Origin of the sequence: Thaumasiovibrio subtropicus, from assembly GCF_019703835.1 — a bacterium.
GTDB classification, from domain to species: domain Bacteria; phylum Pseudomonadota; class Gammaproteobacteria; order Enterobacterales; family Vibrionaceae; genus Thaumasiovibrio; species Thaumasiovibrio subtropicus.
Genome location: NZ_AP023054.1, coordinates 299,237 through 313,602, shown reverse-complemented (window position 1 = coordinate 313,602; position 14,366 = coordinate 299,237). Strand labels below are relative to the sequence as shown.

The 14,366-nt window shown below is 48.4% G+C and carries 13 protein-coding genes and 1 pseudogene; 6 read left to right on the top strand and 8 right to left on the bottom strand.

Annotation, left to right across the window (positions count from 1 at the left end; translation table 11 throughout):
* Positions 1–279: 279 nt before the first annotated feature.
* Together rpmA and rplU are read right to left on the bottom strand one after the other, a co-directional pair.
* The gene (rpmA, locus tag TSUB_RS01580; protein ID WP_087020867.1) at positions 280–537 is read right to left on the bottom strand and encodes a 50S ribosomal protein L27; all 258 of its coding nucleotides are present in this window, start codon (positions 535–537) and stop codon (positions 280–282) included.
* Between the two features lie 18 nt (positions 538–555).
* Complete coding sequence (gene rplU / locus TSUB_RS01575) at positions 556–867, bottom strand: 50S ribosomal protein L21 (RefSeq protein WP_087020870.1); 312 nt, start codon at positions 865–867, stop codon at positions 556–558.
* Positions 868–1,142: 275 nt separating this feature from the next.
* On the opposite strand from rplU, the gene ispB reads away from it, so the two are divergent.
* Both ispB and TSUB_RS01565 read left to right on the top strand, forming a co-directional pair.
* On the top strand, positions 1,143–2,114 hold the full coding sequence (gene ispB / locus TSUB_RS01570; RefSeq protein WP_087020873.1) for an octaprenyl diphosphate synthase: 972 nt from the start codon (positions 1,143–1,145) through the stop codon (positions 2,112–2,114).
* A gap of 78 nt (positions 2,115–2,192) precedes the next feature.
* Positions 2,193–2,384 carry a hypothetical protein gene (locus TSUB_RS01565; RefSeq protein ID WP_087020876.1) on the top strand — a complete coding sequence of 64 codons (192 nt, stop codon included), beginning with the start codon at positions 2,193–2,195 and terminating at the stop codon, positions 2,382–2,384.
* Positions 2,385–2,491: 107 nt separating this feature from the next.
* On the opposite strand, the pseudogene TSUB_RS01560 reads toward TSUB_RS01565, so the two are convergent.
* Positions 2,492–3,926: pseudogene (locus TSUB_RS01560) on the bottom strand (IS1182 family transposase).
* A gap of 116 nt (positions 3,927–4,042) precedes the next feature.
* Positions 4,043–4,978: a malate dehydrogenase gene (gene mdh, locus TSUB_RS01555; RefSeq protein WP_087026614.1), complete on the bottom strand. Its 936-nt coding sequence runs from the start codon at positions 4,976–4,978 to the stop codon at positions 4,043–4,045.
* 481 nt (positions 4,979–5,459) lie between these two features.
* Between mdh and argR the strand changes: the two genes are divergently transcribed.
* The 4 genes from argR (at position 5,460) to TSUB_RS01535 (ending at position 10,327) form a co-directional block, all read left to right on the top strand.
* A complete protein-coding gene (gene argR, locus TSUB_RS01550) occupies positions 5,460–5,930 on the top strand; it encodes a transcriptional regulator ArgR (protein ID WP_087026617.1) in 471 nt (156 codons plus the stop codon).
* 273 nt (positions 5,931–6,203) lie between these two features.
* Positions 6,204–7,166, top strand: coding sequence for a TAXI family TRAP transporter solute-binding subunit (locus tag TSUB_RS01545; protein WP_087026620.1), 963 nt, complete (start codon positions 6,204–6,206; stop codon positions 7,164–7,166).
* Between the two features lie 91 nt (positions 7,167–7,257).
* The gene (locus TSUB_RS01540; RefSeq protein WP_087026623.1) at positions 7,258–9,825 is read left to right on the top strand and encodes a TRAP transporter permease; all 2,568 of its coding nucleotides are present in this window, start codon (positions 7,258–7,260) and stop codon (positions 9,823–9,825) included.
* Positions 9,826–9,865: 40 nt separating this feature from the next.
* Positions 9,866–10,327, top strand: a complete 462-nt coding sequence (locus TSUB_RS01535) for a universal stress protein (protein WP_087026627.1) — start codon at positions 9,866–9,868, stop codon at positions 10,325–10,327.
* Between the two features lie 94 nt (positions 10,328–10,421).
* Here the strand turns inward: TSUB_RS01535 and TSUB_RS01530 are convergent, their stop codons facing one another.
* The 4 genes from TSUB_RS01530 to TSUB_RS01515 form a co-directional block, all read right to left on the bottom strand.
* Complete coding sequence (locus tag TSUB_RS01530; RefSeq protein WP_087026630.1) at positions 10,422–10,919, bottom strand: protein disulfide oxidoreductase; 498 nt, start codon at positions 10,917–10,919, stop codon at positions 10,422–10,424.
* Entirely contained in the window at positions 10,916–13,006 is a 2,091-nt protein-coding gene (locus tag TSUB_RS01525; protein WP_087026633.1) for a protein-disulfide reductase DsbD family protein, read from the bottom strand. The genes TSUB_RS01530 and TSUB_RS01525 overlap by 4 nt, the downstream gene beginning before the upstream one ends.
* Positions 13,007–13,161: 155 nt before the next feature.
* Positions 13,162–13,497: a hypothetical protein gene (locus TSUB_RS01520; protein ID WP_159065061.1), complete on the bottom strand. Its 336-nt coding sequence runs from the start codon at positions 13,495–13,497 to the stop codon at positions 13,162–13,164.
* 69 nt (positions 13,498–13,566) lie between these two features.
* Entirely contained in the window at positions 13,567–14,349 is a 783-nt protein-coding gene (locus TSUB_RS01515; RefSeq protein ID WP_159065062.1) for a sugar phosphate isomerase/epimerase family protein, read from the bottom strand.
* Between the last annotated feature and the right edge of the window lie 17 nt (positions 14,350–14,366).

Genomic DNA, 14,366 nt, shown 5'->3' with positions numbered 1-14,366 from the left:
AGAAACACGGCTTTTCCACAGTATATACCCAAGTCGCTCAGGTATCGTGCATGGGCACTTCTCTCACCGCTCGCCCGTCTGTCCTTAACGCTACAGGGCACTTGGATGTGCTTAGCATTCCCCACTACCCATTTGGCAGTGCTACCCCGACTAGGTATCAGAGAATGCTAAACAATCCGCCCAATACGGATCCATGTCACAGTGAAAAAAGCCTTTCACTGAAAAAGAAAAACCCCGCCATTAAGGCAGGGCTTTTAGAATTCTATTTCGGAGCTAAAATTACTCAGCTTCGATAGAAATGAACTTACGGTTCTTAGGACCTTTAACTTCGAACTTCACTTTACCGTCTGCTAAAGCGAATAGAGTGTGGTCTTTACCGCAACCTACGTTGTTACCAGCGTGGAACTTAGTACCACGTTGACGAACAATGATGTTACCAGCAAGAACTGATTCACCACCGAAGCGCTTAACACCTAGGCGTTTACTTTCTGAATCACGGCCGTTACGAGTAGAACCGCCAGCTTTTTTGTGTGCCATCTCTTAAATCTCCTCTAATTAAGCGCTGATGCCAGTAATTTTGACTTCAGTGAACCACTGACGGTGGCCCATTTGCTTACGAGAGTGCTTACGACGACGGAACTTAACGACTTTAACTTTATCGCCGCGACCGTGAGAAATAACTTCTGCAGTTACTTTGCCGCCTGCAATTAGAGGGGCACCTACAGTTACTTCTTCGCCATTTGCAATCAGAAGAACGTTGTCAAACTCTACGCTTGAGCCAGTTTCAACGTCCAGTTTTTCCAAGCGTAGGGTTTGACCTTCGCTTACTCGGTGTTGTTTACCACCACTTTGGAAAACCGCGTACATATCTAATACTCCGATTCCGCATAAGCCAGTGTTTAGATTCTAAACGTGGGTATGCGCTTAAACTTGTCATCAATAGGGCGCGAATGTTACGCGAAAACATCGCCTCTGGCAACTAATTCAGTAAAGAAAATTGGTGAAATGCTGCTCAGCGATGTTTAAACCACTTAAATGATTGATTCAGGGTATGTAGAACACCCAGAAATGGTGTAGTATTGGAAACAATTTATCAATAATAAAAAGAGTACAAACTCTTTGATATAAAGGTCGCAAGCCGAATGGATTTCAAGACTATTCAAACACTTACAAACGATGACATGGCACAGGTCGATCAAAAGATCCTTGCTCAACTTAACTCCGATGTAGTGCTTATTAATCAACTCGGCTTTTACATCGTAAATAGTGGCGGAAAACGTCTTCGTCCCATTCTTGCCGTTTTAGCCGCTCGCGCACTAGGCTATCAGGGTGAAAATCATACAACGGCAGCCGCCTTTATAGAGTTCATTCACACCGCCACATTATTGCACGATGATGTCGTGGATGAATCCGATATGCGACGCGGAAAAGCAACCGCGAATGCCACTTTCGGTAATGCAGCAAGCGTTTTAGTCGGTGACTATATCTACACCCGCTCTTTCCAGATGATGACAAGCCTGCGATCTTTAAAGATCCTCGATATTATGAGTGAGGCAACCAATGTGATCGCTGAAGGTGAAGTACAGCAACTCATGAACATTCATGATGCGAACGTCACCGAAGAAAACTACATGCAAGTCATCTACTCGAAAACCGCGCGTCTCTTTGAAGCAGCGACGCAAATTGGCGCCATCTTAACTGACGCAGATGAATCGACAGAGACGGCAATGCAAGATTACGGCCGCTATCTGGGTACTGCCTTTCAGTTGATCGATGACCTACTCGACTATACCGCCTCAGCGGATGAGATGGGGAAAAATGCCGGTGATGATCTAGCCGAAGGAAAACCAACCCTTCCCCTACTTCACGCTATGCAGCATGGTAATCAAACGCAAGCGGCAATGATCCGCTCTGCGATCGAGAAAGGGGATGGACGCGATCTCTTAGCGCCTATCCTCTCGTGTATGCACGAAGTCGGTTCACTCGATTACACCCGTCAACGCGCAGAAGAAGAAGCGCAAAAAGCCATTGATGCGATTGCCATCATTCCAGAGTCAGAATACAAGACTGCACTCATCGCGTTAGCGGGTCTTGCGGTTAATCGCAGTAAATAGAACGCCCATCAAACCCAATTGCCCTGTTGTGGCTCTTATTACGTAAGCATAAGGGCCAAAACACAGCAGGAGCACCCGATGAAAGTAGCAGACTTACACAAAGGCAGCCGTATCGACTCAACCCATGGTCTGGCCGATATTATCGACATCGATAGCGACAACAACACCATTCTGGTTGAACGATGCCAAGATCATCAACAAATGATCCTACAAGAAGAAGAGATCCTTATCGAACCACAACTTCACCTTGGCTGCGATAAGTATTACTAGAAATAAAAAAAAGCGGCCTAGGCCGCTTCAGATTGATGACGAACCCCGCTTTTTAAGCGGGGTTCTTTTTTGGAAGCGACCGTAGGTCGCGATCGCGATATTTTTTGCTATGTCGTGCGCAGAAGTTTCCGTTCATTACATAGGCATACAGAAGCAAGTATTTGCCTCATTTCTGCCATGTTTAAGCCTATTTTTCGGAGATAGTTCATCACCAGCGCTATCTTCTTGATGTTTTGGGCTGCCGCTGCCAACCAACATTGCATTTGCACATTGGCTAGACCGCGGAAGCGAGCATAACGATGACCGTGATGTTGCTTAGCGTCTGCAAAGCTACGTTCTACTGTTTCACTTCGACGTCTATAAGTCTTCTTGCCGTAGGAAGAGAGCCGCATTTGGTTTGCCCTCTCTACTGCGTCACTATAGATATGCCGTGTAATCACTTTCTTCATATTTCTGCTTTGAGTACAGTCATCCCTCATTGGACAGAGCGCACATTCTTTGGGGCTGAGTGGTATTCTCGATACGCATCGCGTGAGGTAGTTTTATAAAGCAACTCCTGACCATTCGGACATTGGTAGCTGTCTCTTTGCGCATCGTAAGTAAAGTGTTTCTTTTGAACGTATTTTTCGTTCTAGATGGACGTCGATAACCGAACACGCCAAGAATAGCTCGACGTTCAAGTGACTCCGCCACTGGAGCAGTAAAGTAGCCCGCATCCAGTCCAACAGCTATCGGGTTCAATTGGAATGTGGCAAGCGTGTAATCTAAGCGTTGAACGTAAGGCTGTGAGTCATTGATGTTACCCGCGGTGGTGTAGGTATCGAGAATAATTCCGTGTTGACCATCAACGGTTCGATGGTCGAGATAAAAGAAGCCTTGAGGCTTATTATCACGAGTCATGAAGCCACTCTCTGGGTCAGTGGTGCTGGTTTTAGTATTCTTTGTTTTTGGCTCTGACTCCCGAGCCTTAAGTGGCTTCTTACCTGCTTTTTCTCGGTCTAAAGCGACGTCTTCATCCAGCATATCAAGATAGGTACTGGCACGAACCGCCGTGACTTTATTGGTGTGTTTATTCTTGTTGGCGTTCGCTTTGAGATGAGTACTGTCCGTAAAGAGCTCTTGACCCGCGACCAAGCCTTTCGACATGGCTTGCTCTACGATATTGATAAAAATACGTTCGAATACATCCGTGCCATTAAAGCGACGAATGCGGTTCTGGCTGAGAGTAGAAGCGTGAATGACTTTCTCTGTTAATGACATCCGCAAGAACCAACGGTAAGCGACATTCACTTCAATCTCTTTGACGAGCTGACGCTCACTTTTTATGCCAAAGATGTAGCCAAGTAAGATGATTTTGAAGAGGTGGACAGGGTCAACAGGTGGGCGTCCATTATCTTTACAGTAAAGATGAGCGACTTCATCTCGAATGAATTCGAAGTCGATAGCATTATCGATTTTACGCACTAAATGGTTTTTAGGAACTAACTGTTCCATCGTCACCATTTCCAGTTCGTATTGTTGCGGAGTAGGCTCTTGAAGCATAACGGAGTGTCCATATTTCGATACCCCTATTAGATCAAAGGTCTAGCTCGAAAGCTAGACCTTTGTCAGCAGTCTGAAGCGGCCTAGGCCGCTTTTCTCTTTTCAGATGATGTCGCTTACTTCGCGAACTCTTCACCCTTAGCAATATCGCCTTGTAGTGTGTCAAGCATACCTTCAAGTGCTGCTTGCTCGAAACCGCTAAGCTCACCGTAGCTCAATACTTCTTCCACGCCTTCTTTACCTAACAGTACAGGCTGCGCGAAGAAACGAGCATGTTGACCATCACCTTCAACATACGCACACTCAACAACGTTTGACTCACCTTGCAGTGCTCTTACAACAGAAAGACCAAAACGGCATGCTGCTTGACCCATAGACAGGGTTGCAGAACCACCACCCGCTTTCGCTTCAACCACTTCGGTACCCGCGTTTTGAATGCGAGGTGTCAACGCTTCGATCTCTTCTTGTGTAAACTCAACACCTTCTACTTGAGAAAGTAACGGCAAGATAGTCACACCCGAGTGGCCGCCAATGACTGGCACGCTTACGTCTAGTGGGCTCTTACCTTTTAATTCGGCAACGAAAGTTTCAGAACGAATAACATCCAGTGTCGTCACACCAAATAGGCGACGCTTATCATATACACCTGCTTTTTTCAGCACGTCAGCGGCGATAGCAACAGTAGTGTTCACTGGGTTAGTGATAATACCTACAATCGCTTTTGGACAAGTTACTGCAATTTTTTCAGCAAGCGACTTCACGATACCGGCATTCACATTGAACAAGTCTGCGCGATCCATACCAGGCTTACGCGCAACACCCGCAGAAATGAGGACAACATCCGCACCTTCTAATGCAGGCGTCGGATCTTCACCACTGAAACCTTTAATCGAAACAGGGGTTGGGATATGGCTAAGATCAACAGCGACGCCAGGTGTAACTGGAGCGATGTCGTATAGCGCTAGGTCTGAGCCCGCTGGTAGTTGATTTTTCAACAACAGAGCCAATGCCTGGCCAATACCACCTGCAGCGCCTATAACAGCAACTTTCATGTTCATTCTCCTTAATTCAGACGTTTCACGATTTCTATCTTTGGTTAGACCGTATAGCAAGCCTATTGTAAATACAATCAGACAGCTCCGGCTTTGCGACCTTACGCATGGTGGATAATATACGTGCTACAAACTTGTAACAAGCCGTGTCACAACAACCTTTATCGAGGTCTCAAAAATCGCTATTCATCGGTACATTTTTTCCTCAATCCGCCATACTCCCCCATTAAAGTTTCTAAGGAAGATGTTGATTATTTGTCACGAAATCCAGCAAGTTATTCATACCGATATATGGATTAACATGCAAAATCATTGAATGTCGAAGCTTCAACAAACACCTTTAACATGCTGTTTGACTGTCCAGCAGGTAGAGTTGTGTAAACATATATGTCCTATTCTGTCTGATGAATCACATTGCCTGTTTCAGTCACTATGTGCCACAATATCCACAACAGTTATCGAATAAGAAAAAGTAATAGATATGCGAAGTGCCGATAAACAAGAACGCTTGATCAAAGCGTTTAAAGCGATTCTGAAAGAAGAAAAATTCAGCTCCCAAGGTGAGATTGTTGAAGCGCTGAAAGGCCAGGGCTTTGAGAATATTAACCAGTCCAAAGTCTCACGCATGTTAACCAAGTTTGGTGCTGTGCGTACTCGAAACGCGAAAATGGAGATGGTCTACTGCCTGCCCGTTGAGCTCGGTGTGCCCACGACGTCGAGTTCGCTCCGCGAGCTCGTGATGGACATTGGTTACAACAATGCCTTGGTGGTGATTCATACTGGCCCTGGTGCAGCACAGTTAATTGCCCGCTTACTTGATTCACTGGGTAAAGCAGAGGGCATCTTGGGCGCCGTTGCTGGCGATGACACCATCTTTATCACGCCGACTCAGGAGATGACCACTAAAGAGCTCTATGACTCAGTTTGCGAGCTTTTTGAATTCAGCGGCTAAATGCTTCCTAACCCAATAATGGGTAAGACATACAGGCAAGGCATACCACCTTGCCTTTTTTGTTGCTCGCATTTCAGTCGAAAATAGATGTTTCTCCCCGCCTTTGCTCACAAAAACATCAAAAAAATACTATTAATACGTAACTAAATAATATTTTACTCTTCCCTTTCTGTTACACACAGGTAAAATTTAACCGTTTTTTAATATCGGAGATGTCTTCTCAATCCATCCGACGCATTCAAATACAACATCAAACGCATAATAAGGAATCCCATGAACAACATCATCAAAGCGACCGCCTTCCTCACCGCGGCCTTCGCGAGTTCACCGGCATGGAGTAGCCAAGAGTTCATTACTATCGGTACTGGCTCTGTCACTGGTGTGTATTATCCAACGGGTGGTGCGATTTGCCGCCTCATTAACAAAGACCGTAAATCACACTCCATTCGCTGCTCTGTCGAATCAACAGGTGGCTCCATTTACAACGTCAATACCATCCGCTCGAAGGAGCTTGATTTCGGCATCGTACAATCTGACTGGCAGTATCACGGCTTCCATGGCACCAGTAAGTTCCAAGAGCAGGGCCCTAATCCAAATCTGCGAGCAGTATTCTCTCTCCACACCGAACCGTTTAACATCATTGCGCGCAGCGATGCTGGCATTGATAAGCTCGAAGACTTGAAAGGGAAACGCGTCAATATCGGTAACCCAGGTTCCGGTGACCGCGCCACGATGAGCATGGTCATGAACGCGCTTGGGTGGGAAACGTCAGACTTTAAACTGACCTCAGAGCTAAAAGGCTCTGAACGCTCACAAGCGCTGTGTGACAACAAAATTGATGCCTATGTGTATGTGGTTGGCCACCCAAATGGTGCCATCAAAGAGGCAACAACCTCTTGTGATGCCAAGTTAATTTCAGCTGAACACCCTGCGATCACCAAAATCGTAGAAGACACCCCCTATTACGCAATGAGTACTATTCCAGGCGGCATGTACCGTGGTACTGATTCTGACGTAAACAGTTTTGGCGTTGCTGCAACACTCGTCACTACATCTGATCTCAGTGAAGAGACGGTGTATCAGGTTGTGAAATCTGTCTTTGAAAGTTTTGACACCTTCCGACGCCTCCACCCAGCCTTTGCTAACCTGAAAAAAGAAAATATGGTTAGTGATGGCCTATCCATCCCTCTTCACCCGGGTGCGGTGAAGTACTACAAAGAAATTGGTCTGCTGTAAATAAGCTTAAAACGGCTATGATTAAAGGGGCTTCGGCCCCTTTGATATTTAGACCGCAGACATCTCATTTCCATCATTCCAAGGATGTTCTATGGCAAAAACAACTCCTGACGTACAGGATATGGTCGCACAGGCAGATTCCGGTGCACGAAATCCTAGTGGTATTGCAGGCCGTATTTTATGGCTTGTGCCTTTGTGTTGGTCTTTATTCCAACTCTGGTACGCCTCACCACTACCTTTCATTTTTCGATTTGGTGTACTAAACGATACGGAAGCAAGGGCCATTCACTTGGCATTTGCCATTTTCCTCGCTTTTACGGCCTACCCGGCACTCTCTCGCTCACCGCGTGATTACATTCCTTTTCAGGATTGGATTCTGGCGCTGGCAGGGAGCTTCTCGGCGGCTTATATCTACCTATTCTACGAATCACTAGCGGGTCGTTCTGGTGCCCCAACCAGTTTTGATATCGTTATCGCAGTGACAGGAATGGTGCTTCTACTCGAAGCTACCCGCCGTGCCTTAGGCCCACCATTGATGGTGGTGGCATTGGTGTTCCTGCTCTACACCTTCGGCGGCCCACATATGCCCGATGTCATCGCGCATAAAGGCGCAAGCTTGAACAAAGCGATGTCACACTTGTGGCTCACCACGGAAGGGGTGTTTGGCGTTGCACTAGGAGTCTCAACCTCGTTCGTCTTTTTATTCGTGCTCTTTGGGGCGATGTTAGAAAAAGCAGGCGCTGGCGCTTACTTCATCAAAGTCGCCTTCTCGCTACTTGGACACATGCGTGGCGGTCCAGCAAAAGCGGCGGTTGTTGCCTCTGGCTTATCTGGGCTGGTATCTGGTTCATCTATCGCAAACGTTGTGACAACAGGTACGTTCACGATTCCATTGATGAAGAAAGTGGGCTTCCCGGGCACCAAAGCCGGTGCGGTCGAAGTGGCAGCTTCTACCAATGGCCAGTTAACGCCTCCTATCATGGGTGCTGCGGCATTCTTGATGGTTGAGTATGTAGGCATCTCCTACGTCGAAGTTATCCGTGCAGCCTTGTTACCGGCACTCATCTCCTACATCGCCCTGCTCTACATTGTGCATCTCGAAGCCTGTAAAGCGGGAATGACAGGCTTACCGCGTCGTTACAAACCGACCTTAGCGCAAAGCCTACTCTCCTTTGTGGGTACGATTCTTGGTCTTGTCGTGATAAGTGGTGCTGTTTATTACGGCATTGGCTGGACGAAAGATGTCTTTGGTGCTGCCGCGACGCCGATCATTGCAGTATTGCTACTGGTGGTTTATGTCGCGCTTGTGAAAATCGCAGCTGGCTACCAAGACATCGCTGAAGCGCCAACCGAATCTTTAACTGAAGTTCCTCCTCCGGGGCCAACCCTCAAGTCAGGTTTGCACTTCTTGCTGCCAATCGTCGTGCTTGTCTGGTGTTTGACCGTTGAACGTTTCTCACCTGGGCTTTCGGCATTCTGGGCGACGGTGTTCATGATTTTCGTCCTGTTAACGCAGCACCCATTACTGTCCTTCTTCAGTCAAAAACACACCTTGTCTGAAGCGGTTCGTAAAGGCATCGATGATCTTGCAGGTAGCCTTGTGACGGGTGGCCGAAACATGATCGGTATCGGTGTTGCAACGGCCGCCGCTGGTACAGTTGTCGGCGTAGTTACCCTGACCGGTATTGGCTTAGTCATGACCGACTTCGTTGAGTTCATCTCTGGCGGTAACATCATGCTGATGCTGATCTTTACGGCGATCATTAGTTTGATCTTGGGTATGGGTCTACCAACAACCGCTAACTACATCGTGGTCTCCACCTTGATGGCCCCCGTGATTGTGACGCTTGGCGCACAAAATGGCCTGATCATTCCATTGATCGCGGTGCACCTTTTTGTGTTCTACTTCGGTATTCTTGCCGACGATACACCGCCCGTTGGTTTAGCTGCGTTTGCTGCTGCTGCCATCGCCAAGTCGGATCCAATCCGTACCGGTATCCAAGGTTTCACCTACGATATCCGTACCGCCATATTGCCCTTTATGTTCATCTTCAACACACAGCTGCTGATGATGAACATCGACTCGGCATGGCACCTTGCGCTCACCGTTATCTCGGCGACAACAGCCATGCTCACCTTCTCGGCTGCGACGCAGGGGTGGTGGTTCACTAAGACCAAGTGGTGGGAAGTCGTACTGCTACTTTTAATCACCTTCTCTCTGCTCCGCCCGGGTTACTGGTGGGACAAAATCTACGAGCCCAAAATTTTGCTCGCGGGGAGTGAAATCACCGAGGTCGCGGGTGAGCTACCTATTGGTGCCCCACTGGAGTTACAAGTGCGCGGTGAAAACCTTGAAGGCGATATCATCAGTAAACACGTACTACTGCCTTTCGATGAAGACGCCGTTACCGCGGAAGATCGTGTTGCCTCTACAGGCCTGATGCTGATCGAAAATGATGGCCGTACGCTTGTCGATATGATCGAGTTTGGCAGTCCTGCAGAAGCCGCAGGCATCGATTTTGATTGGGAGATTGTTGAAGTCAGTTTACCAACAGATAGACCAATGAAAGAGTGGGTTTTTGTTCCAACCCTACTACTCTTAGGTGTATTAGCATGGAATCAACGTCGTCGAGCCGTTAAGCTAGCAGCGGACCAATAACTAATAGGGAGCTTTGCTCCCTAATATATAGAGTGACCCTATGTATAAACAGATCTTAGTGCCTGTCGATCTCAACGAAAAAGGCTTTGCTGATAAAGCAGTACAACTTGCCGTTTGGCATGCTAAACACAGCAATGCGCATATCCATCTTCTCAATGTGCTTCCCGGTATTCACATGTCGATGGTCTCGACCTATTTCCCAGCCGATGCGGTGAAGACCATGCGTAAAGATACCGAAGCGCAATTGACACAGTTTGCAGAGCAATTCATCCCTGAAGAGTTGATCTACCAAACCCATATTGCGGAAGGTAAGCCTTATGCGACGATCTTGGATCATGCTGAGCGACTCGGTGCTGATCTGATCATACTGCCAAGCCACAAGCGCTCTAAGCTGGACAAAGCGATGCTGGGCTCAGTGGCGGCTAAAGTGGTCGAAAACTCAATGATCAATGTGCTTGTAGTAAAACCTCAAGGGGCGTTACCGCCCGAGCATGAAGATTAAGTCTCACTCTTAACAAAGTAAAACGGAAGGCGCACTGCCTTCCGTTTTTATTTCTGCTCCGGTTAGAAATCAACAACGCTTTCTCTTTTCCGCCTTAAAACTGACTGAGCCATCGACGCAAAACAATCCCCATCGGGGTAGTGAATCCTGTCGTCACATGCCTAACTTCGCCTTGATACACAATCGCAATGGTTGGCGTGACTTTGACCGACCAATCGTGACTCCACTCCCCTCGGCTATCATTGAAGGTCAGCATCTGATATTCATGCGCATCAATATAGCCTTGCAAGCGTTCATCATCACCCGAACGTAATGCCACGGATACAACAGGCATAGACTGACTCAACCAATCCACACTCGGTGACACCCATTTGCAAACACCGCACCATGTTGCCCAGAAGTAAATCACCACAGGCGTATCTTCACTCATTTCTGCAATGTCTAACTGCTGACCATTAAGCAGTGCGATCTGGGTATTCACATTCAAGGTGTTGGGCATATCTCTGCCTCGCCATATGTCGATAGCGATAGTCATAACGACCAGCAATACAAGGCTGACAGCGATCTCTTTTAGCCATTTTCGTTTCATCATGACGCTCCTTTTGCTTTTGCAAGTGCCTCGATAACGGCCTCTTTGCTGAGAATCGTGGGCAGAGGTATGCCTAGTGGCGCGCCGGGACCATAAACAATATTGAATGGCACGCCATACTGACCATGCTGCCTTAACAAATCGGTCACCGTCTCGTTGGGGACCGTCCAGTCGGCATGTAAGGTCGTCACGCCTTCAGCTTGCAGCTCACTGTAGACAGGCTCTTGCAACAACACCCCAATCTTGTTGGCCTTACAGGTAATACACCAATCGGCGCTCGCATCGACAAACACGATATCACCAACAGACAACGCCTTGTTCACCGCCTGCGACGAGTAGTCTTGCCACACCCAGTCTTTCGGCAATGGCGTCGCCCAATGGTGCGCATTCAGGCTCAATAACAGCGCCATCAAGCCTGAAGTCAAGAGCGACAGCGAAAAGCAGATCATGGCAAGCTTGGCACCATGTACGGTTTTAACTCTGACCAAAATCACGGTAGCAATGAGCAGGGTTGCCATACCCAAAACCCCCGCATTCACATGATGCCGTAGCAGAGTCAGAAGCCATACGGTGGTCAACGAGATCATCAATCCCATGATAACCTTAAGCGTCGACATCCAACGGCCAGGCTTAGGTAACCAAGCGACACAAACCGGAAATAGTGCGACCACCAGCCACGGCAATGCCATCCCTAAACCGAGCAAAGTAAAGATCAACAGCAGCATGCCAGTCTCAGCCCCTAAGGCAAATGCCACAGCCGTGCCAAAAAAGGGGGCACTGCACGGGGTCGCCAACAACGTCGCAAATGCACCTTGGGTAAAGTGTCCAACACGTGAGTCTCCCCCCTGTTGCGCTATCCATGTCTGCCAACTGCTAGGGAGATTAACCTGCCAAAGCCCCCATAAGTTGGTCGCAAACAGCAAGGTGATGACAACCATAAACAGTAAAAAATACGGACTTTGAAACTGTATTCCCCAGCCGATGCTTTGCCCTGCAAGCTTCAGCCCAATTAGCATTGCCGCGATCAACCAAAACGAACAGAGAATACCAAAAGCAGAGGCGACAAATTGCTGGCGAACACGACGCTTCGCTTTGCCTGCCACCGCAGTCACGGATGTCAGCTTCAACCCTAAAACGGGCAGTACACACGGCATGACATTGAGAATAAGTCCACCTAACAGAGCAGCAATGAGTACCTGCCAAAAAGGTTGGTGCTGGCTAACAGGTCCAAGCACAGCACGCACCGTCTGCTCGGCAATAAAATGCTGATCACTGAACGTCACCGCCAAGGGTGCTGACATTAAATCGACGGCGTTTAACCAAGATGCCACCTCAAACTGTGCTTCGAGGTAGTGCCCCTCAACGGTCAAATTTAATGGCTTAAACGTCACATCATCCAATCCTTCACCATCGATTAATACCTTTGGCGACAGCCATGGGATGGTACGCTCTGCGATAACGCTGACTCGATTCTGCTCTGGCGACCACGCTATTGCGACCGCGTCGAGTTGAGGCGAGGGCTGAGGTACCCGGCTCATCCACTGATTAAACTGATACTGTCGCTCAATCTCTGGTTCGAGCGCTGTCGCTGTAAACATCAAGTCAATCGGGTAGTCTGTTAATACACAAACAGAGGTACATGACGGCAGGGTTAGCGTACCGCGTAAGACGGCGGGTTCACGGTTGTCCGCCAGTGTTATCTGCAAAGGAAAAGAGACCGCTTTCTGGTAGCCGTAAGTCTGAATACCCGCAACACTGAAGGCTTCGGGTAAAGGCCAATACCAGTCAATAGCACGAATATTCTCTGACGCAGACCAATCTAAACTCGGTTTGACGCCTCCTTCACCGGGACTGCGCCAATAGGTTTTCCAGTCATCGGCTAAACGCACATTCAGTAAGGCATCAACCCGTTGCTGCGCTTTGTCCTGTCGGCCTGTCAAAGCAATTTCAACGCTCACAGGAGGGTGGTCATGAGTGACTAATGGCCCTGTTGTCGGAGCCGTTAGTGTGCTCGCTTGCAGCAGCGAGATAGGCCACCACATGAGGCACAACACCATAAAAGTGCGGACAGTGTTGGGGATATTTTTCATCGTCTTTCCATAGAGTAAACGGGGGATGCAAACGATCGAAGTCACTCAACGCGTTAACAATCCAATTGAACGTCCTATCTACTGACAAGGCGTTCATTACAAGAAACCAAAAGGGTTTAGGCACCTAGGTTTACACCTTTAGGCACGTTGAGTGTCTACTCTCGAAATACACAGAGGGTTAAATGTCGCCGATAAGGCGAGCTGATTGGCTCGGTGAAATGTACTAGATCGCTGCAACGGCCAACGACCGTCATTACCGTCAATACGGCAAAGAGAAGGATGGGGAGCGCGACAAAGTTGAACACCGCCGCCTTCACCAATAAGTGGTCGACAAGGTCGCATCCGTCATCCGTATCATGGTCGACAGTTTGACTATAAGCACAGCTTGTCGCGCCGCCCAAATGAGCATTTACTGATACGCACAACACCACCACCCAGCTGACGAGTGCTAGGGTTATCCAGGCTCTACGTTGTAAATACTTTGGGATCAAACTGTTATCTCTTGCCTACTCTTTAGTGTTTGAGACGTGTTATCGCAAATAGTTCCTTCTCGACACTTTTCAATCTACGCCAACCGCGATATCAGTGTCGGTGCTGGCTTGATGAATGAGGTGACGCAATACACGGGCATCTTTGAGAAACTGTGCATGGTCATCACCAAGCACAAATTCCAGGCTCACCCAAGTTGAGCGGGCAGCCTGTAGGAGGGTCTCAAGATAAGTCCGCCATTCACCTTGCCCATCTCGCAAAGGTTTCCTGACGATTTCATCCTCTTCTCTGACCCAATAAAAGACATGCACATTGGCCAATTTATTTCGGGCTAGCAGGGCCTCAAGGCCGGCATTGCGATAAGCGATGGTGCAGTCATGAGGCGGTTGCCAATAGATCTGCAGCAAGGGATGATCCAGCCTATCTAAGATCAGATCAATCGCCGCATTGTTATCGGTTAACGTTCGGGCATGAAACTCTAGGCCAATGGCAATGCCAAACGGCTCTGCCATGGTTAGCATTTCGGCAAGCTGGGTGAAAAAGTCGGCGAGTTGCTCTGTCGTGAACGCCTCACTGGGTTGATTCCCCGCCCATACCCGTATCAGGGGCGCACCTAATGCCTGCGCCGTCGCTAAACAAGCTTGCCATTCTGAGAGCGAGTCTCGCCCCACCACAAAATAGCTACCATACGCGGAGGTAAGTAGGCCTGCTGCGGCCATCTGTGCATTGACCTGTGCGGCATGCTCAAGATCCCCAACAGGGACATGCCTATCACTGCCCCACTCAATGCCAGAAAGCCCACCTTGTTGAGCCAATGCAATGACTTGTGCGACATCGCTATTTCGAAACGTCACCGATAACAACCCGGCGA